This is a genomic window from Terrabacter sp. Soil811 (genome assembly GCF_001429655.1).
GTDB lineage: Bacteria > Actinomycetota > Actinomycetes > Actinomycetales > Dermatophilaceae > Terrabacter.
Genome location: NZ_LMSX01000008.1, coordinates 188782 through 207691, shown reverse-complemented (window position 1 = coordinate 207691; position 18910 = coordinate 188782). Strand labels below are relative to the sequence as shown.

Genomic DNA, 18910 nt, shown 5'->3' with positions numbered 1-18910 from the left:
GCCCAGCCTTCCACACCGGCGACTGCTCAGAAGCGCGCGCCCCGCTGACCACGGCGGTCGTCGTCGCCCCAGCGGGACACGAGACCGTCACCGCGGTCGGTGCGACGGCCCCGACGGTCGTCGGAACGACCGCCACCGTGCTGCGGACGCGAGCCGCTGCGCTGGCCCTGGCGCGGACCGCGCGGACCGGCCGGCCCACGACGATGCGCCTTGGGACCGGCGATGAGGCGCTGGAACTCGTCCTCGGCGATCGCGACACCGCTCGGGGTCGTCGCACCGGTCGCCGCGATGATCGCATCGCCGGGCGTGGCCCGCACGGGCGAGATCTCGAGACCGGCGTCCTTGAGCTGACGCTCCATCGTCCGACGCTGGTGCGGCAGGGCGAGGGTCACGACGGTGCCCTTGTCACCGGCGCGAGCCGTACGACCGGAGCGGTGGAGGTAGTCCTTGTGGTCGGCCGGCGGGTCGACCTGCAGGACGACCGAGACGTCGTCGACGTGGATGCCGCGGGCCGCGACGTCGGTCGCGACGAGCACCGGGAGGGTGCCGTCACGGAACGCGCCGAGCACGCGGTTGCGCTGGCCCTGGTTGAGGCCACCGTGGAGCGCGGCCGCCATGACGCCCTGCTCGCGCAGCTGGAGCGCGATGCGGTCGGCGCCGAGCTTGGTGCGACAGAACACGACGGTGCGGCCCTCGCGGTTGGCGACCTCGGCCGTGATGACCTTCTTGTGCTGCGGGTCGATGAGCAGGACGTGGTGGTCCATGCCCTCGACCGACGCGGTGGCGTCGTTCGTCGAGTGCGTCACCGGGTCGGTGAGGTACTTCTCGACGAGCGCGTCGATGCCGCGGTCGAGCGTCGCCGAGAAGAGGAGGCGCTGGCCGTCGGACGGGATCTTGTCGAGGCTCGTCGTGATCTCGGCCATGAAGCCCATCTCGGCCATGTGGTCGGCTTCGTCGAGCACGGTGATCGCGATGTCGTCCATCTCGACGGCGCCACGCTCGAGCAGGTCGTTGAGGCGGCCCGGCGTCGCGATGAGGATGTCGACGCCCTTGTTGAGCGCGTTGATCTGCGTCGTGTAGCTGAGGCCACCGGCGACGAGCTTGTGGCGCAGGCCGGCGACGTGCACGAGCGGCTCGAGCGCGTCGGAGATCTGCATCGCGAGCTCGCGCGTCGGCGTGAGGATGAGGGCGTGCGGCTTGCGCGGGCGACGCTTGAGGTCGGCCTCGAGCAGCCGGGCGATGAGCGGCAGGCCGAAGGCAAGGGTCTTGCCCGAGCCGGTCTGGCCGCGGCCGAGGACGTCCTTGCCGGCCAGCGCGTCGGGGATCGTCGCGGTCTGGATCGGGAACGGCGAGGTGATGCCCTCCCGGGCGAGGCGCTCGACGATCCGCTCGGGCAGGCCGAGAGCGGCGAAGCCGTTGTCGGCGGCGACGTCGACGGGTCCGTCGGACACGTCCGCGCGGGTCGACTTGGTCCAGGTGTCGGCGTCCATGCGCTCGGCCTCGGCGTCGTCGAAGCTCACGGGAGCCCGGTCGGCGAAGCGGTCGGCGAAGCGGTCGGCGCCACGGTCGTCGCGGCGCTCGAAGCGCGGGCGGTCCTCGCGGCGCTGGAAGCCACCACGGTCGCCACCACGGTCATCGCGGCGCTCGAACGACGGRCGGTCCTCGCGACGCTGGAAGCCGCGGTCACCGCGGTCGTCACGACGCTGGTAACCGCCACGGTCGTCGCGGTCGCCACGGGGACGGTCGAACGACGGACGGTCCTCGCGACGCTGGAAGCCGCGGTCACCGCGGTCGTCACGACGCTGGTAACCGCCACGGTCGTCGCGGCGGTCGGACGAGGGGCGGTCGTCGCGGCGCTGGTATCCGCCACGGTCGTCGCGACGCTCGAAGCTCGGGCGGTCCTCGCGACGCTGGAAGCCGCGGTCGTCGCGGCGCTGGTAGCCACCACGGTCATCGCGGCGGTCGTCGCGGCGGTCCGAGGAACGGTGCTCGTCACGCGGGGCTCGCCACTCGCGGCCACCGACGTGCGAGGAGCCCGACGATGCTGGGCGGGAGGTCTTGGGGCCGGAGAAGGAACCGGAGGACTTCTGTCCACCCTGTCCGCGGTGCGGCTTCTTGGTCGCGGCGGCCTTCTTCTCGGTGGACCAGCGGGCCTTCTTGGGCGCGCCGGAGGAGGTGTGCTTGGGCATTGCGTATTCAACTCTCTTGACTCGATGCAGACTTCGCCTCGAGCCGTGAGTCACACCACGACCATGCAGACGAGCCTCAGGCGCAGGAATCTCTGCGCCCCATGTGTACCGGTCCCCGGCATCTGTGCCGTCCGGTGTTCGGATCCGCTCCGCGTCGGTGCCGGGCCGCGCCGTCTGCGCGGTCTTCCGGTAGGGGTGTCACCTCGTCGGACGAGCCTGCCCGCCGGGCATCCCCGGCGCCATCTCTTCCGTCGTGATCCGAGGAGACCTCGGAGTCGGATGCCGCCAAGTCTACCAGCGACGCAGCCGGGGCCCGACCACGAGCACGGCCGCCCCGAGCGCCACGCCGACGAGGTCGACCACCGCGTCCCACACGTCGCCGGAGCGCCCGGGGAGGAGGAAGTGCTGCACCAGCTCGCTCACCGGGGCATGGATCGCGAAGATGACGACCGCGGTGCGCACGGACCGCAGGGCGCGCCCCACGGCATACGTCGGCACGGCGAAGACGAGGAGGTGCACGACCTTGTCGGTCCAGCTCACCGGGCCCTCGACGGTGACGACGGGCCAGTAGAGGACGAGCAGCTGCGTCACGACGGCCGCGACCGCCAGGCCGACGACGAGGCGCGAGGTGGGGGCGGACCGTCGCGGGAGGCTCGTCATGGCACCGCAGTCTAGGTAGGTTGCGACGAGGGCCCCGACCCGCTCCGCGAGGGCCGCGACGAGAGGAACCCCATGGGCAAACGCACGGTCACCGTCAACGGCGCCGGCAGGGCCGCCGTCTCCCCCGACGTCGTGCGCCTCGACCTGCGGGTCGGGCACGACGCCGACGACGTCGCGACGGCCCTCGCCGGGGCGGCCGAGGGCATCACGAAGGTCGGGGCGGTCGTGCGCGACCACGACGTGGCCGACGCCGACATCCGCACCCTCGACGCGGGCGTCAGCCAGCGTTGGGACAACACCGGTGTCGCGGTCGGCTTCACGGCCCAGCAGCGGCTCGCCGTCACCGTGCGCCGGCTCGAGTCGGTCGGCGAGATCCTCGAGGCCGCCGCGTCCGCGGTGGGCAACGCCCTGCTCGTCGACCAGGTGCGCCTCGACGTGTCCGACCGCAGCGAGGGACTGCGGCGCGCCCGGGAGGCCGCCTTCGCCGACGCCCGCGACAAGGCGCAGCAGTATGCCGCGCTCTCCGGCGCCGAGCTCGGCGCAGTCCTCGGGGTGGCCGAGGCGGGCGCCATCCCGGTCCAGCGCCGCGAGATGAAGCTCATGGCGGCCTCGATGGACGCCGGCGGCATGCCCGTCGAGGGCGGTGACCTCGACCTCGGGGCTTCCGTCACCGTCACCTGGGAACTGCGCTGAGGGCGGAATACCCGTCACACGCCGATCGTTGGGAGAGACATGGCTACCACTGACCTGACCGCGCAGTCCTTCGAGAAGACCGTTCTCGACAACGACATCGTCCTGGTCGACTTCTGGGCGTCCTGGTGCGGCCCGTGTCGGCAGTTCGCCCCGGTCTACGACGCCGCGTCGCAGAGCGGTGACAACGAGGGCATCGTGTTCGGCAAGGTCGACACCGAGGCCGAGCAGTCCCTCGCATCGGCGGCGAACATCACCTCGATCCCGACCCTGATGGCCTTCAAGGAGGGCGTGCTCGTCTTCGCCCAGCCCGGTGCGCTGCCGCAGTCCGCGCTCCAGGACGTCATCGAGCAGGTCAAGAACCTCGACATGGCCCCGATCAAGGAGCAGATGGCGGCCGAGGCGGCCGGCGCCGCTTCCGGCGGCCAGACCGAGCAGGCCTGACGAGCCCGGACAGACGGCATACGGCACAGACGAAGAGGGCGTCCCGCGAACGGGACGCCCTCTTCGTGCTTGTCAGCGACAGCGTGACGTGGCCACCACGTGAGTGGTGGAGGTGGCGGGAATTGAACCCGCGTCCGATGACGAGAAACCAGGGCTTCTCCGGGTGCAGTGCGCTATGGCTTTTCTCGGCCCCAGGGCTCGCACGCACGCGTCCCCTGACAGGCCCAGTTGAGTAAGAGTCCCGTGCAGCCCCCCAACATGACTGCACAGCAAGTTTCCTAGCTGATGCCAGACACTGAGTCGGAAACTAGCTCAGGCTGACAGACTTCGAGGCTCGCTCAGGCGGCGAGGGCGAAGTCGGTGCGCTTGGAATTGGCACCTATGGTTTTGCAAGGAGCGTTTACGAGATAACCCTGCATCCTCGACCCGCTTCCCCTGACATGTCGACCACCGTCGAAACCGATCACCCCCATGAGGGGTGTCCACGTCACGCTGTTCACTTGTCAAGCTGCTCTGCGTCCCACCGGGGTGGAGTCCACAGTATGCAGGAGGAACGCTCGGGCGGTCCAAGCCATTCCCGTCTCGGATGGGAACACCCCTCTCGGGAGCGACAGGCCCGCCACTAGGCTGCCGACCGTGGTCGACGCGGACCACACCCGTCGCCCCCGGCACCCTGGAGGTCCGATGTTCCGCAAGGTTCTCGTCGCCAACCGAGGCGAGATCGCCGTCCGAGCCTTCCGGGCCGCCACCGAGCTCGGCGCCCGCACGGTCGCCGTCTTCCCCTACGAGGACCGCAAGAGCGAGCACCGGCTCAAGGCCGACGAGGGCTACCAGATCGGCGACGAGGGCCACCCGGTCCGGGCCTACCTCGACCACGAGGCCATCGTCGCCCAGGCCGTCGAGGCCGGGGCCGACGCGATCTACCCCGGCTACGGCTTCCTGTCGGAGAACCCCCTTCTCGCCGAGGCGTGCGACGCCGCCGGCGTCACCTTCATCGGTCCCCCGGCTTCGGTGCTGCACCTCACGGGCAACAAGGCCCGCGCCATCGCCGCCGCGCGTGACGCCGGCCTGCCGACGCTGCGCGGCTCCGAGCCCGGCACCGACCTCGACACTCTCGAGGCCGCGGCCGAGGACATCGGCTATCCCGTCTTCGTCAAGGCGGTCAGCGGTGGCGGGGGTCGGGGCATGCGCCGCGTCGAGGGCCGAGATGGTCTGCGCGACGCGCTCGAGGCCGCCCAGCGCGAGGCCGAGTCGGCGTTCGGTGACCCGACGCTCTACCTCGAGGAGGCCGTGGTCAACCCGCGCCACATCGAGGTCCAGGTGCTCGCCGACAGCACGGGTGAGGTCGTCCACCTCTACGAGCGCGACTGCTCGCTCCAGCGCCGCCACCAGAAGGTCGTCGAGATCGCGCCGGCGCCCAATCTCGACGCGGCGACGCGCGAGAGCATGTGCGCCGACGCCGTCGAGTTCGCGCGCTCGATCGGCTACGTCAACGCCGGGACGGTCGAGTTCCTCCTCGGCGAGGACGGGCGCTACGTCTTCATCGAGATGAACCCGCGCATCCAGGTCGAGCACACGGTGACCGAGGAGGTCACCGACATCGACCTCGTCGTCATGCAGATGCAGATCGCGTCGGGCGACACCTTCGCGTCGATGGGCCTGCGCCAGGACGACATCCGCACCAAGGGCTTCGCGATGCAGTGCCGGATCACGACGGAGGACCCGGCCAACGGCTTCCGCCCCGACGCGGGCACCATCACCGTCTACCGCTCGGCCGGCGGCAGCGGCGTGCGCCTCGACGGCGGGACCGTCTTCGTCGGTGCCGAGATCAGCGCCCACTTCGACTCGATGCTCGTCAAGCTCACCTGTCGTGGGATGACCTTCCCGATCGCCGTGCGCCGGGCCCAGCGCGCGCTGGCGGAGTTCCGCATCCGCGGGGTCTCGACCAACATCCCCTTCCTCGAGGCGGTCCTCGGCGACCCGGTCTTCCAGGAGGGCCTGGCCACGACGTCGTTCATCGACCAGCGTCCCGAGCTGCTCTCCGCGCGGATCAGCGCCGACCGCGCGACGAAGCTGCTCAGCTACCTCGCCGACGTCACCGTCAACCAGCCCAACGGCCCGGTCACGACGCGGATCCGCCCCCGCACCAAGCTTCCCCAGCTCCCCGACGCGCCCCTGCCGCCCGGCGCCCGCGACCGTCTCGTCGCCGACGGGCCGGCGGCCTTCGCGCGAGCGCTGCGCGAGGCGAACGACGTCGCCGTCACCGACACGACGTTCCGGGACGCACACCAGTCGCTCCTCGCGACCCGCATGCGCACCCGCGACCTGCTCCATGTCGCCAAGCACGTCTCGCACCTGACGCCGCAGCTGCTCTCGATGGAGGCCTGGGGCGGCGCGACCTACGACGTCGCGCTGCGCTTCCTGGCCGAGGACCCGTGGGAGCGGCTCGCCGCGCTCCGTGAGGCCATGCCCAACATCCCGCTGCAGATGCTGCTGCGCGGGCGCAACACGGTCGGCTACACCCCCTACCCGACGGCCGTGACCGACGCCTTCGTGCGCGAGGCCGCGTCGACGGGCCTCGACATCTTCCGCATCTTCGACTCGCTCAACGACGTGTCGCAGATGCGCCCGGCCGTCGAAGCGGTGCTCGAGACGAACACCGCGGTCGCCGAGGTGGCGCTCTGCTACACGGGCAACCTGATGAGTCCCGGCGAGAAGCTCTACACGCTCGACTACTACCTCCACCTCGCCGAGCAGATCGTCGACACCGGCGCCCACGTGCTCGCCATCAAGGACATGGCCGGGCTGCTCCGCGCTCCGGCGGCGGCGCGGCTGGTCCGCGCGCTGCGCGAACGCTTCGACCTGCCGGTGCACCTGCACACGCACGACACCGCGGGCGGCCAGATCGGCACGCTCCTTGCCGCCATCGACGCCGGGGTCGACGCCGTCGACGCGGCCACGGCGACGATGGCCGGCACGACGAGCCAGCCCTCGCTCTCGGCCCTCGTCGCGGCGACCGACGACACCGACCGCCCGACGGGGCTCGACATCGAGAACGTCTTCGCGCTCGAGCCCTACTGGGAGGCCGTGCGTCACCTCTACCGGCCCTTCGAGTCGGGACTCGACTCCCCCACCGGCCGGGTCTACTTCCACGAGATCCCCGGCGGCCAGCTGAGCAACCTCCGGCAGCAGGCGATCGCCCTCGGTCTCGGCGACCGCTTCGAGGCGATCGAGGACATGTATGCCGCGGCGAACCGGATCCTCGGCAACGTCGTCAAGGTGACGCCGAGCTCCAAGGTCGTCGGCGACCTCGCGCTCGCGCTCGTCGGCGCCGGCGCCGACCCGAAGGACTTCGAGGACGACCCCCAGCGCTTCGACATCCCGGACTCGGTCATCGGCTTCCTCAACGGCGAGCTCGGCGACCCTCCCGGTGGGTGGCCAGAGCCCTTCCGCACCAAGGCGCTCGCCGGCCGCCAGTCCAAGCCGCGCCTCACCGAGCTGACGCCGGAGCAGGAGCAGGCTCTCGTCGAGGCCCCGCGACGCACCCTCAACGAGCTGCTCTTCCCCGGACCGACCAAGGAGTTCGAGAGCTCGCGCGAGTCCTACGGCGACCTGTCGGTGCTCGGCACCGTCGAGTTCCTCCACGGCCTCGAGGCAGGTGAGGAGTACGAGGTCGAGATCGAGCCGGGCAAGCGGCTCATCCTCGGGGTCCAGTCGATCGGCGAGGCCGACTCCAAGGGGATGCGCACCGTCATGTGCACCCTCAACGGGCAGTTCCGACCCATCACCGTCCGCGACCGCTCGGTCGAGGCAGACGTCAAGTCCGCCGAGAAGGCCGACGCGGGGGTCACGGGCCAGGTCGCAGCGCCCTTCGCCGGCGTCGTCACCCTCGCAGTGTCCGAGGGTGACACCGTCGAGGCCGGCGGCGTCGTCGCGACGATCGAGGCCATGAAGATGGAGGCCAACATCACGAGCCCCACCGGAGGCACCGTCTCGCGGGTCGCCATCGGCGCGCACCAGCAGGTCGAGGGTGGCGACCTGCTCGTCGTCATCGGCTGACGTCAGCCGCGTCAGCCGCGTCAGCCGCGTCCGAGTGCACGCACGAGGCCCAGCGCCTCCTCGACCGACCCCGTGACGTCGGGGATCGGGAAGAGGGTGGCGCGCACGACACGGTCCCGGTCGACGACGAACGTCTGGCGCTTGAGCCGGGTCGTGCCGCCCGCACGGAAGGTCGGCAGGCGCAGCGCGGTCGTCAGCTCGAGGTCGGCGTCCGAGAGCAGGGGGAAGCGGATGCGGTTCGCTGCAGCGAACGCGGCCTGCTCCCCCGGTCGCTGGGTCGAGACCCCGACGACCGAGGCCCCGAGGTCGGCGAACTCGCCGAGCCGGTCGCGGTACGTGCACGACTCGAACGTGCAGCCGATGCCACCAGGGATCTCGTCGGCGCCGGGGAACGCGTTGCCGGGGTAGCAGTAGACCACCGTGAACGGCTCGTCGGTGACGGGGTCCAGGGCGTGCAGGCGCGGGATCGCCTGTCCGACGAGGCCGCTCACCCGGGTGACCTCGTTGGAGTCGGTGGCGGCACCGGCGTCGGGGCTCCCGTCGCCGAGCAGCCACGTGTCCCCGAACTCCTGCAGGGCAGCGAGGACCGGGAGCGCCCCCCGGCCGAGGGCGGTGAGGACGTACTCGTGCCGCGGCGGACGGTCGGAGTAGGCGCGGCGCTCGAGGACGCCGTCTGACACGAGGGCGTCGAGACGCTGCGCGAGGACCTTGCGCGAGATCCCCGTCTCGGCGACGAGCTGGTCGAAACGGGTGCGCCCACCGGCGACGTCGCGCAGGACGAGCAGGCTCCACGGGTCACCGAGGACGCCGACGGCGTGGGCGACGCCGCACGGGTCGACGGCGCTCGCGTGCCGCCTGGTCATGGCCTCATTCTAACTGAGTTCCTAAAAGAGACTCACTGTGGTCTGATGTTCGGGTGCGCGACCTCCGTGACCTCCCGAGCGTCGTCTGGGTGCTGGCCGCCGGGCGCTTCGTCAGCTCGGCCAGCGCCTTCCTCATGCTCTTCCTCGTGCTCTACCTCACCGGACCGCGGGGGCTGGGCGTCGTGCCGGCGGGCATCATCGCCGGCTCGAACGGTGTCGGCGCGCTCCTCGGGAACGTCACGGGCGGCCGGTTCGGCGACCGCTACGGCCACCGCCGGGTCCTGCTCCTCACGGCCAGCGTGGTCGGCGTCCTCACCGCCCTCATCCCGTGGCAGCCGGTGTGGCTGCTCGCCGTGACGATGCCGCTGACGGGCTACCTGGGCGCCGTCGCGTCCCTCGGGCAGGGTGCGCTCGCGGCACTCGCCGTGCCGGCCGGGTCACGCCGGTCGTCGGTCGCCGTGAGCCGCGCCGCCTCCAACGCGGGCTTCGTCATCGGCCCTCCCGTCGGCGCCCTGCTCGCCACGCACGGCTACGACACGCTCTTCGTGGTCGACGGCGTCCTCACCCTCGTGCTGCGCCACGCCACGTCGCGCTTCCTGCCCGACGAGGCGCCGGTGGCCGCGGAGCCCGACGCCCCGGCCGGCCTCTGGCGGGCGGTCCGGGCCGACCGGTCGCTCCTGCTCCTCCTCCCGGGCGTCGTGCTCGTCGACCTCGTCTACCGTCAGCTCTACTCGACCCTCCCCCTGCACCTGCGCGACCACGGGCAGCCGCTCGCGCTCTACACGCTCCTCGTCGCGATCGGGTCGGGGCTCATCCTCGCGCTCGAGATCCCCGTGGCCCTCTGGCTCCGAGACCGACCTGCCATTCCCATCATCGCGACCGGATACGCCCTCGTGGCAGTCGGTTTCGTCATCTTCGGGCTCACGTGGATGGGCGTCACGGCCGCAGCAGTCGTCGCCATGGTGGTGCTCACCGCCGGCGAGATCCTCTACAAGACGACGGCAACCGCGCACGTCCTCGACGCGGCGCCCGCCCACCTCGTCGGCCAGTACCAGGGCCTCTACACCGGCGCCGCCACGAGCGGGACGATGCTCTCCGCCCCGCTGGGCGGGATGGTGTATGCCGTCGCGCCCGGTCTGCTGTGGCCGCTCTGTGGCGTCGTGGCCGGCGTGGGAGCCCTGCTCGCCCTCGCGTCGCGACGACCGTCCCGAGACGCCGAGCCGGCAGCGTCGTAGCGACGGCGTGTGTCACCGGGACCTGCCCCGCACCGAGGGTCACATCGATCGTGCGGGCTACCAGGAGCCGGAGGACGACCCGCCGCCACCGCCGCCGGAGAAGCCACCGCCGCCGGAGAAGCCGGACGATCCCGACGAGCCCGGCGTCGAGGTGAAGGTGCCCGTCGACGTCGTCGAGAAGGAGTCGACACCGTCGGCGATGCTCGTGAAGTCGGGGAAGGCGTTGCCGCTCCAGACGTACCACGTCGGCATCACGAGAGGCTGGTTGGCGGCCTCGGCCGCCTTCGCGACGTCGGCGAACGTGCTGGCCCACCGGTCCGCGACACCGAAGACGACGGCATACGGCAGGTAGCGGCTGAAGATGTTGGACGCCTCCTCGAACTCGATCTGCCCGGCCTCGGCGGTCGTGAGGTACTCCTTGAAGCCGAGGGACTGGGCGAGCACGGCCGAGCCCTCGGCGGTCTTGGCGGCCATCCGCCCGCCGAGGAACCAGACGATGAGGCCGGCGACGACGAGACCGATGCCGAGGGCGACCCCGCCACCGAAGCTGCCGCCGAGGATCGCGCTGATCGCAGGTCGGCCGTAGAAGAGCATGAGCCCGCCGAGCACGGCGATGACGAGCCCGAGGCCCTGCCACGCGCCGCGCTGGGTCTGGGGCGAGGAGCGGAACCATCCCCGTGTCACGACCTCCTCGTACATCCCGGACTGGATGCGCTTGAGGGTGCTCGCGAAGGTGTTCTTCATCTCCGAGAGACGCACGACGTCGCCCCGGCTGGAGAAGATGCCGTCGAGCAGCTGGCGCTCGTAGGGCAGCAGTCGCTCGTCGGCCGGGGGCGCGAGCCGGGTCAGCGTCCAGTCGGTGCGGCTGAAGGCTCCCCCGCCGTCGCTCTCCTCGATCCGGATGAAGCCGCGCACCGCGAGGTCGATGACCGTGGCCGAGACGTCGATCGGGTTGGCGGTCTCGTCGATGATCGTGCCGACCATGCCCGGCTGCACGCCCTTCGGCGGCTGGAACTGGACGGCGACGGTGGACGACCCGCCGCGCACCGTGGCGGCACTCGGGGTCCCGTCGCCCGCCGCGCCGGTGCCGTACGCCGGCGAGAGGCCCGGCGTGAGGTCGGCGTAGCGCTCGTCCCGACCGCGGGTCCAGACGAGGGCACCCATCACGGCCAGTGCCAGCACCGGAGCGCCGATGGCGCCGGCCCAGGCGGCGGCGTTGGCGGCCGGGGCCGCGTCGGAACCGATCGAGGACGCCGAGTCACCCTGTCGGACGTCGGGGCGCACGTCGCCGAAGGCCGAGGCCGGGTAGGAGGCGAGCACCGACATGGCATCCCCCGCGGTCAGCCCGGTGGCCGCGAACCTGGCCGGGTCGCCCTTCGTCGCCTGGCAGGGCGTGTCCGACCGGTTGACGCCCTGGTAGCAGGCCACCTGGGTCGGCGTCGCCGGCGCCGTGACGGTGATCGACACGCGGTCACGCACGGTGGTCTCGTTGGTCCCGAAGACGTTGTAGTAGAGCTCGACGGTGTCGGCCGTGCTCGAGTCGGCGGCCGGCTTGCCGTCGGCGGTGATCGGGTTGAGCACGTCATGAAGCGTGTAGCTGATGGTGTAGACCTGAGTGCCGCTGGTGTACTCGTCGAGGGAGCCGATCCGGATCTCCTTGGCCGCACCGCTGTCGGTGACGCGGAAGGCGTCGGGGGCGCCGCTCGGGCTCGACACCGCGACGTCCGTCAGGTCGTAGTAGCGGTAGCGGTTCTCCTCGCCGTTCCAGCCCATCCGCACCACGACGTCGCGGAAGATGCCGTGCTTCTGCTCGCCGCTCGGGAAGCGCCACGTGATGGTCTCGGTGACCTTCATGCTGCCGTCGGGCTGCACGTCGTAGACCGCGGCGAAGGAGTCCATGCCCTCGTCGCCGGCGGCCTGCGCGGCGGCCGGTACGAGCAGGAACAGCGCGGCTGCCAGGAGCAGACCCAGCACCCCGAGTCGCCGGCCGCGCGTCACGCTCGATCGGGTCGGTCCGGTCGGTCCAGCCATCGGAGTGCCTCCACGTCGTTGGTCCCTTGCATCCTGACACCGGACGCTGCGCCGGGTCGCGCGGTTCCGGCGGAAGGGTCAGCGGCGGCGGTTGGCCGCGCTCATCGCCCGGTCGGCCTCGCGGTTGTCCTGGCGCTCGCGCAGCGCGTGGCGCTTGTCGTACTCCTTCTTGCCGGTCGCGATGGCGATCTCGACCTTGGCGCGGCCGTCCTTGAAGTAGAGGGCCAGGGGCACGATGGTGCGCCCGCTCTCACGGGTCTTGTGCGCGATCTTCGTCAGCTCGGCGCGGTGCAGGAGCAGCTTGCGCTTGCGACGCGGGGCGTGGTTGTTCCACGTGCCGTTGAGGTACTCGGGGATGTGGACGTTCTCGAGGTAGAGCTCGTCACCGGTGAACATGGCGAAGCCGTCGACGAGGGACGCGCGCCCCATCCGCAGCGCCTTGACCTCGGTGCCGGAAAGGACGATGCCCGCCTCGAAGGTGTCGTCGATGAGGTAGTCGTGTCGGGCCTTGCGGTTGCTCGCGATGAGCGACCGCCCCTTCTCCTTCGGCACCAGACCGTCCTTCCGCCTTGAGGGTGTGTGGTCAGCGCACCAACGCTACCCCGAAGGGGCCCTCGGCTCAGAGTCGGTTTTGTCCGGGAGGGTTGGTCAGAGCCACTTGCGGGGGTTGACCGGCGTGCCGTCCTCGTAGGTGCCGAAGTGCAGGTGACAGCCCGTCGAGTAGCCCGTCGTGCCGGAGTAGCCGATGAGCTGGCCGCGGTTCACGCTGCCGCCGAACTTCACGATGCTCGACAGGTGGTTGTAGCTCGTGACGAGGTCGACGCCGCGGTGGATCCCGTGGTCGATGAGGATCTGGTTGCCCCACCCGCTCGCCCGCCAACCCGCGCGGATGATGTCGCCCGGCGCCGCGGCATACACCGGCGTGCCGCACGCGATGCCCCAGTCGAGACCGTCGTGCAGCATCCACTTCTGGAGCACTGGGTGCCACCGCATGCCGAAGCCGGAGGTCGTCGGGCCGATGGCGGGGTAGCTGAGGTAGTTCGACGGAGTCGGGTCGCTCTGCACCGGCGGCGGCGTCTTGGGGATGTAGACCTGTCCGCGCTTCTTGGCGGCGGCGGCCTTGGCCCGCTCGGCGCGGATCTTCGCGGCGCGCTCGGCGCGCAGCCTGGCCTGGCGCTTCTGCTCGGCGATCCGGGCCTGGCGGGCCCGCTCGACGAGGACGGCCTGCAGGCGGGCCGACTCGGCGCGGGCGGAGGCGAGGTCTGCGGCCTCGCCCTGCTTCTGCACCGCGAGGTCGGCGGTGTAGGCCGACTGCTTGGACTTCAGCTGGTCGAGCTGCGTCTTGGCCGCCGCGGCGTTCTGCGCGGCGGTGACGGCGTTGTTCTTGGCGATGATCGCCTGGTTCTTGGCCTGAGTGGCGGCCGCGGCGGCCGCCTCGGCCCCGCGCAGGGCGGCCTCGGCCTGTCGCTTGAGCTCGGCGATCTCGCCGCGCACCGAGGTGAGGTACGAGCGGGTCGAGGTGTTGTCGGCCGTCATCGCGGCGAGCTTGTCGATGGTGTCGCTGGCGACCGCGCTCGCGGTGTCGGCCATGACGAGCCGGTTCGCGAAGTCCTCGGGTGAGGTGGATCCGAAGACCATTCCGAGCTGCGACTCCTGGCCGGACCCCTGGAAGACCTCGGCGGCGTACGAGTCGAGGGCGTCCTGGCTGCTGACGAGGTCGGCGCCGCTCTTGGCGAGCTGCTCCTTGGCGCGCTGCTCGTTGGCCTTGGCCACGGCGAGCTTCTGGGCCACGGCCTCGTTGTGGGCGCGGGCCTTCGCCTCGGCGGCGATCGCGCGGGCCTCGGTGGCCTCGGCCGCCACCTGGGCGGCCTGGGCGCGCGCCTGGGCCGCCTGCGCGGAGGTGACGCGCTGCTGGGCGATCGGGAGCGCGGCGTTGGTGCGCTGGAGGTTGACGTAGGCGCGCGCGAGCGCGGCGTTGGTGCCCTCGAGCTGCTGACCGAGCGCGGCGATCTTCTGGTCGTTGCGCTTCTTCTGGTCCGACACGGAGTCGGCACGCGCGACGAGCGCCGATCCCAAGGACACGGAACACGTGATGACGAGCCCGGCGGCCGTCAGCCTGGTCGCCGGCCCGCTCTTCTCAGAACGCCTCATGAGCCACATATGCTCCATTGGTACCACACGTCACTCGCGTTGGGGAGAAATCGTCACGATCAGGGCCGCATACGGCCCGGGACAGCATGCGACGCCGCCTCGGCCCCCTGCAGCAAATTGGGGAAATTGTGCAGTTCGGGCCGCGTCAGACGCGCAGGTAACGGCGCAGCGTCACCCAGGACGTGAGGCTCGAGAGCACGATGACGCCGACGACGACGAACGGCGCGACGTAGTAGACGTCCGCCACCCCGATGAAGGCGGTGTCCGTCAGGGTCTGGCTCAGGAAGCCGACGACGCCGTAGCGCACCGTGGCCCAGAGCATGCCCATCGCCAGGACCGCGCCGAGCACGCTCGCCAGGACGGTCTCCATGACGAACGGGAAGCGGATCGTGAAGTTCGAGGCGCCGACGAGGCGCATGATGCCGGTCTCACGCCGACGGCTGAAGGCGGTCTGGCGGATCGTCGTCGAGATGAGCATGACGGCCGCGAGGACCATGAGTGAGGAGAGCGCGATCGCCGCCCACGACACGGTGTTCATAAAGGTGAAGAACTTCTCGAGGAGCTTCTTCTGGTCCTGGACGTCGGCGACCCCGGGCATGCCCTTGATCGAGCTCGCGACGACGTCGAACTTCCCGGCGTCGTTGAGGTTGACCCGGTAGGAGTCGGCGAAGTAGGACTCCCCCGCCCGCGCGAGCGGCGAGTTCTTGTAGGTCTGCTTGAACCGCTCGAACGCCTCGTCGCGCGACTCGTAGTAGACCTCCTTGACCGTCGGCTTGAGGGCCTCGAGCTCGGCCTTGATCGCCGTGCGCTGGGCGTCGGTCGTGGCCTCGCCCGCACAGTTGGTGAAGCGGGTCTTCTCGGCGCAGAGCATCACCGTGACCTGGACGCGGTCGTACCAGTAGTCCTTCATGGTGTCGACCTGCCGCTGGCCCATGAGGCCGAGGCCGAGGAGGTACATCGAGATCATCGTGACGATGACGACCGAGACGGCCATCGAGAGGTTGCGCCGGAGGCCGTTGCCGATCTCGCCGACGAGGAACTGGAATCGCATGTCGTGTCTCGCTTCGTCTCGCGCTCAGCGGTCGCTCGTCTGGACGGCCTTGTGCCGCCGGAAGATTCCGCTCTTGCCGCGTGGCGCGTCGGCATCGCGCCCGATGGGCGGCAGGCCCTCAGACTCGCCGTCCGGGTCGTATGCCGTGGGGTCCCCGTCGTCGTAGCCATCGGACACCTCGGGCTCGGCCGCGCGACGCGGCGCCTCGGCCTCCTCGTCGAGCCGGATGCGCGGGATGGAACCGGTCGTGTAGTCGCCGGCCTCCATGTCGCTGACGAGCACGCCGCGGTCGAGGCGGATGACGCGCTTGCGCATGGCGTTGACGGTGACGGTGTCGTGGGTGGCCATGACGACGGTCGTCCCGGTGCGGTTGATGCGGTCGAGCAGCTGGACGATGCCCAGGCTCGTGTCGGGGTCGAGGTTGCCGGTGGGCTCGTCGGCGAGCAGGACCGGCGGCCGGTTCACGAAGGCCCGGGCGATGGCGACGCGCTGCTGCTCACCACCCGAGAGCTGGTGCGGCAGGCGCTTCTCCATGCCGGCCAGGCCCACGAGCTCGAGCGTCTCGGGCACCGTCTGGCGGATGCGGGCCCGGCTGCTGCCGAGAACCTGGAGGGCGTAGGCGACGTTCTGGAAGACCGTCTTGTTGGGCAGCAGGCGGAAGTCCTGGAAGACGCAGCCGATCTCGCGCCGCAGGGCCGGCACCTTGCGCTCCGGCAGCCGGTCGAGGTCGCGCCCCGCGACGAGGATGCGCCCCCGGGAGACGTCCTGCTCCTTCATGACGAGCTGCATCATCGTCGACTTGCCCGAACCGGACGTGCCGACGACGAAGGCGAACTCACCGCGCGGGATCTCGAGGCTGACGTCGTCGAGGGCCGGACGAGTCGTCCGCGGGTAGGTCTTCGTGACGTTCTCGAAGAGGATCATGCGACGGGCCTCGACTCGTACTGGACATCAGCTGGGCATCAGCGGGACGGCGGCTGGCCCCGGTGGCACGTGACGGCATACGCCGGCGTGAACAGGACCGGCTCCGAGGCTACGGGCCGACGGACGAAACCCCCGGAAAACGGCCGGCCCCGGCGTGGCGGCCGGCGATGCCCCGCCGGGGCTCAGCAGACGAGCGTCGTGAGGCCCTGGGCCGACTCCGAGCCGGCGCGGGAGAGCTTGCCCCAGCCCTGCGTGCAGAGCGAGGTCGTGCGGACCGGGGTCGAGTAGCTCAGCTGCTGGCGGCTGGCGCCCGTCGTGAAGCCGCGCGCCTCGGGCTCACCACGCACGGCGACGCCGGCGAGCGAGCGGTAGGCGAAGCCGCGCACGTGGTACTGGTCCCAGACGTAGACGGACGTGAAGTTCATCCACGCCGACCCTCGGGCGTCGCGGCACCAGCCGACGTACTGGCGGACGGTGAAGGCGGACATCCCGAGGTCGGAGACGACCTTCCGGTCGCCGATCTGGCGGACGCTGCTGCATGACGGGGAGGCGCTGGTGGCGGCCGACGCCGCGGGAGCCAGCCCGACGGTGACGGTGGCGGCGACGAGGAGGGCGGCGAGGGTCGTGACGAGGCGGTGGAGGGGTGACATGGGCGGAACCTCTCAGGCGGGAGCGTGAGCTGCGCCGACCCACCCGTGGGCGGGGGCCGTCGGGTGGAGCCGACGACGCGACCCTACGAGCGCGGAGGCCGGCGCGCCCGCCGAAAGCGGAGATCGCCCGAGATGTCAGTCCTCGCGGCGGTTCTCACCGATCTGCCACCGGATGCCCGCCTCGATGAAGCCATCGATGTCACCGTCGAAGACGGCGCTCGGGTTGCCGGTCTCGAACTCGGTGCGCAGGTCCTTGACCATCTGGTACGGGTTGAGCACGTAGGAGCGCATCTGGTCGCCCCAGCTCGCCTTGACGTCGCCCGCCATCTCCTTCTTCACCGCGGCCTCCTCGGCCTTGCGCTGCAGGAGCAGGCGCGACTGGAGGACGCGCAGGGCGGCGGCGCGGTTCTGGATCTGGCTCTTCTCGTTCTGCATCGAGACGACGATGCCGGTCGGGATGTGCGTCATGCGCACCGCCGAGTCGGTCGTGTTGACGCTCTGGCCACCGGGACCGCTCGAACGGAAGACGTCGACCTTGAGCTCGTTCTCGGGGATGTCGACCGAGTCGTCGCTCTCGATGAGCGGGATGACCTCGACAGCCGCGAAACTCGTCTGCCGACGACCCTGGTTGTCGAACGGGCTGATCCGGACGAGGCGGTGCGTGCCGGCCTCGACGGAGAGGTGGCCGAACGCATACGGCACGTTGACCTCGAAGGTGGCGGACTTGAGGCCGGCCTCCTCGGCGTACGAGGTGTCCATGACCTTCGTGGGGTAGCCGTGGCGCTCGGCCCAGCGGAGGTACATCCGCATGAGCATCTCGGCGAAGTCGGCGGCGTCGACGCCACCGGCACCGGAGCGGATCGTCACGACGGCCTCCCGCTCGTCGTACTCCCCCGACAGCAGGGTGCGGACCTCGAGCTCGCCGACGTCCTTCTTCAGCGTGGAGAGGTCGCGCTCGGCCTCCTCGAGGGTGGCGGCGTCGCTCTCCTCCTGGCCCATCTCGACGAGGGTCTCGAGGTCCTCGATGCGCGCGTCCATCCCGAGGATGCGGTCGCGCTCGGAGTTGGCGCGGGAGAGTGCGCTCGTGACCTGCTGCGCCGCGTCGGGGTCGTCCCAGAGGTCGGGGGCGGAGGCCTGCTGCTCGAGCTCGTCGATGGTCCGGGCGAGCTCGTCGAGGTTCGTGACCCCGCGCACGGAGTCCATCGTCGCGCGCAGGTCCTTGATCTCTTGCGTGAAGTCAACAGCCACGATCGAACAGCCTACGGCAGCGGCGAGCCGCCCCGCGCACGCCGGGCTGCGCGCTCCCGGGGCAGCTCCCACCCCGTGACCGGGGTCGCCGGTACGCGCATCGGGCCCACGGCATACGCCGTGGGCCCGATGTGGTTGTGGTGCAAGCTCCCCCGAGCAGTGGTGCGGGTCGATCAGTAGTTGCCGGCCATCCAGCGGATGTCGGCGGCCGTCGGCCGGGTGAGTGCCGTGTTGGAGTTCGTCGACGGGTACATGACGCTCTTGGCCGACGTCGAGTGCGGCAGGCCGCCGCAGTGGCCGAGCTCGTGGATGGCGAGGTGCTCGCCCGCGTACATGGTCGCGAACAGCGGGTCGAGACGAACGATGCAGCCCGTGATGACACCTCCACCACTGACGAGGGTTGCATCACCGATCGCGCCGTCCGAGGTCGCCTGCTGCGCGAGGACCTTGATGTTGGCCTTGGTGGCGTCGCTCGTCATGGCCACGTTCCACCCTGACTTGCGCCACTCCGAGACTGCCTCGGCGACCTTGTACGAGTTGTTTCCGCCGGTGGAGTCGTAGACGAGTGCCTGGGTCGCCCAGTGGCCCCAGTAGGCCGCCGTGACGGTGGGCGTGGGGGTGGGCTTGGCGGCCTGCGAGGGTGCGGCCGCGCCGATGGCGAGACCGACGGCTGCGAGGACGACGAAGATGATCCGCTTCATGTGCCTTCTCCTGC

Annotated in this window: 15 protein-coding genes and 1 other RNA gene; 4 read left to right on the top strand and 12 right to left on the bottom strand. The window is 70.8% G+C overall.

The genetic code is table 11. The features are described from left to right. Positions 1–26: 26 nt before the first annotated feature. Both ASH01_RS11445 and ASH01_RS11440 read right to left on the bottom strand, forming a co-directional pair. The gene (locus ASH01_RS11445) at positions 27–2189 is read right to left on the bottom strand and encodes a DEAD/DEAH box helicase (RefSeq protein ID WP_056775798.1); all 2163 of its coding nucleotides are present in this window, start codon (positions 2187–2189) and stop codon (positions 27–29) included. A 291-nt stretch (positions 2190–2480) separates the two neighbouring features. Continuing rightward, positions 2481–2849: a VanZ family protein gene (locus ASH01_RS11440; RefSeq protein WP_056775796.1), complete on the bottom strand. Its 369-nt coding sequence runs from the start codon at positions 2847–2849 to the stop codon at positions 2481–2483. A gap of 72 nt (positions 2850–2921) precedes the next feature. Between ASH01_RS11440 and ASH01_RS11435 the strand changes: the two genes are divergently transcribed. Together ASH01_RS11435 and trxA are read left to right on the top strand one after the other, a co-directional pair. Beyond that, positions 2922–3542 carry an SIMPL domain-containing protein gene (locus ASH01_RS11435; protein ID WP_056775795.1) on the top strand — a complete coding sequence of 207 codons (621 nt, stop codon included), beginning with the start codon at positions 2922–2924 and terminating at the stop codon, positions 3540–3542. Positions 3543–3581: 39 nt separating this feature from the next. After that, positions 3582–3983 carry a thioredoxin gene (trxA, locus tag ASH01_RS11430; RefSeq protein ID WP_056775794.1) on the top strand — a complete coding sequence of 134 codons (402 nt, stop codon included), beginning with the start codon at positions 3582–3584 and terminating at the stop codon, positions 3981–3983. 104 nt (positions 3984–4087) lie between these two features. Here trxA and ssrA read toward each other — a convergent pair. After that, positions 4088–4454, bottom strand: a transfer-messenger RNA (tmRNA) gene (ssrA, locus tag ASH01_RS22500). Between the two features lie 213 nt (positions 4455–4667). Between ssrA and ASH01_RS11425 the strand changes: the two genes are divergently transcribed. Next, entirely contained in the window at positions 4668–8042 is a 3375-nt protein-coding gene (locus ASH01_RS11425; RefSeq protein ID WP_056775792.1) for a pyruvate carboxylase, read from the top strand. Positions 8043–8062: 20 nt separating this feature from the next. On the opposite strand, the gene ASH01_RS11420 is transcribed toward ASH01_RS11425, so the two are convergent. Then, positions 8063–8905, bottom strand: a complete 843-nt coding sequence (locus tag ASH01_RS11420; protein WP_056775790.1) for a winged helix-turn-helix transcriptional regulator — start codon at positions 8903–8905, stop codon at positions 8063–8065. A gap of 53 nt (positions 8906–8958) precedes the next feature. Here ASH01_RS11420 and ASH01_RS11415 point away from each other — a divergent pair, with 53 nt between their 5' ends. Next, on the top strand, positions 8959–10140 hold the full coding sequence (locus ASH01_RS11415) for an MFS transporter (RefSeq protein ID WP_056775789.1): 1182 nt from the start codon (positions 8959–8961) through the stop codon (positions 10138–10140). Positions 10141–10197: 57 nt separating this feature from the next. Here the strand turns inward: ASH01_RS11415 and ASH01_RS11410 are convergent, their stop codons facing one another. The 8 genes from ASH01_RS11410 to ASH01_RS11375 all read right to left on the bottom strand — a co-directional run bounded on the left by ASH01_RS11410 (position 10198) and on the right by ASH01_RS11375 (position 18896). Continuing rightward, positions 10198–12171, bottom strand: a complete 1974-nt coding sequence (locus ASH01_RS11410; RefSeq protein ID WP_056775787.1) for a DUF2207 domain-containing protein — start codon at positions 12169–12171, stop codon at positions 10198–10200. A gap of 78 nt (positions 12172–12249) precedes the next feature. Beyond that, complete coding sequence (gene smpB / locus ASH01_RS11405; RefSeq protein WP_056775785.1) at positions 12250–12723, bottom strand: SsrA-binding protein SmpB; 474 nt, start codon at positions 12721–12723, stop codon at positions 12250–12252. Between the two features lie 96 nt (positions 12724–12819). Then, positions 12820–14322 (bottom strand): M23 family metallopeptidase, encoded by a 1503-nt coding sequence (locus ASH01_RS23920; protein WP_304437924.1) that lies wholly within the window; start codon positions 14320–14322, stop codon positions 12820–12822. A 145-nt stretch (positions 14323–14467) separates the two neighbouring features. After that, complete coding sequence (gene ftsX / locus ASH01_RS11395) at positions 14468–15373, bottom strand: permease-like cell division protein FtsX (protein WP_056775782.1); 906 nt, start codon at positions 15371–15373, stop codon at positions 14468–14470. 24 nt (positions 15374–15397) lie between these two features. Beyond that, positions 15398–16297, bottom strand: coding sequence for a cell division ATP-binding protein FtsE (ftsE, locus tag ASH01_RS11390; protein WP_056775780.1), 900 nt, complete (start codon positions 16295–16297; stop codon positions 15398–15400). 182 nt (positions 16298–16479) lie between these two features. Next, on the bottom strand, positions 16480–16947 hold the full coding sequence (locus ASH01_RS11385) for a hypothetical protein (RefSeq protein ID WP_056775777.1): 468 nt from the start codon (positions 16945–16947) through the stop codon (positions 16480–16482). Between the two features lie 135 nt (positions 16948–17082). Next, positions 17083–18195, bottom strand: coding sequence for a peptide chain release factor 2 (gene prfB / locus ASH01_RS11380; RefSeq protein WP_056775775.1), 1113 nt, complete (start codon positions 18193–18195; stop codon positions 17083–17085). Between the two features lie 173 nt (positions 18196–18368). Continuing rightward, on the bottom strand, positions 18369–18896 hold the full coding sequence (locus tag ASH01_RS11375) for a matrixin family metalloprotease (RefSeq protein WP_056775774.1): 528 nt from the start codon (positions 18894–18896) through the stop codon (positions 18369–18371). Between the last annotated feature and the right edge of the window lie 14 nt (positions 18897–18910).

Coding starts and splice junctions, on each gene's coding strand:
- ASH01_RS11440 (WP_056775796.1), bottom strand. CDS start 2,849: ATGACGAGCCTCCCGCGACGGTCCGCCCCCACCTCGCGCCTCGTCGTC.
- ASH01_RS11435 (WP_056775795.1), top strand. CDS start 2,922: ATGGGCAAACGCACGGTCACCGTCAACGGCGCCGGCAGGGCCGCCGTC.
- trxA (WP_056775794.1), top strand. CDS start 3,582: ATGGCTACCACTGACCTGACCGCGCAGTCCTTCGAGAAGACCGTTCTC.
- ASH01_RS11425 (WP_056775792.1), top strand. CDS start 4,668: ATGTTCCGCAAGGTTCTCGTCGCCAACCGAGGCGAGATCGCCGTCCGA.
- ASH01_RS11420 (WP_056775790.1), bottom strand. CDS start 8,905: ATGACCAGGCGGCACGCGAGCGCCGTCGACCCGTGCGGCGTCGCCCAC.
- ASH01_RS11410 (WP_056775787.1), bottom strand. CDS start 12,171: ATGGCTGGACCGACCGGACCGACCCGATCGAGCGTGACGCGCGGCCGG.
- ASH01_RS23920 (WP_304437924.1), bottom strand. CDS start 14,322: ATGAGGCGTTCTGAGAAGAGCGGGCCGGCGACCAGGCTGACGGCCGCC.
- ftsX (WP_056775782.1), bottom strand. CDS start 15,373: ATGCGATTCCAGTTCCTCGTCGGCGAGATCGGCAACGGCCTCCGGCGC.
- ftsE (WP_056775780.1), bottom strand. CDS start 16,297: ATGATCCTCTTCGAGAACGTCACGAAGACCTACCCGCGGACGACTCGT.
- ASH01_RS11385 (WP_056775777.1), bottom strand. CDS start 16,947: ATGTCACCCCTCCACCGCCTCGTCACGACCCTCGCCGCCCTCCTCGTC.
- ASH01_RS11375 (WP_056775774.1), bottom strand. CDS start 18,896: ATGAAGCGGATCATCTTCGTCGTCCTCGCAGCCGTCGGTCTCGCCATC.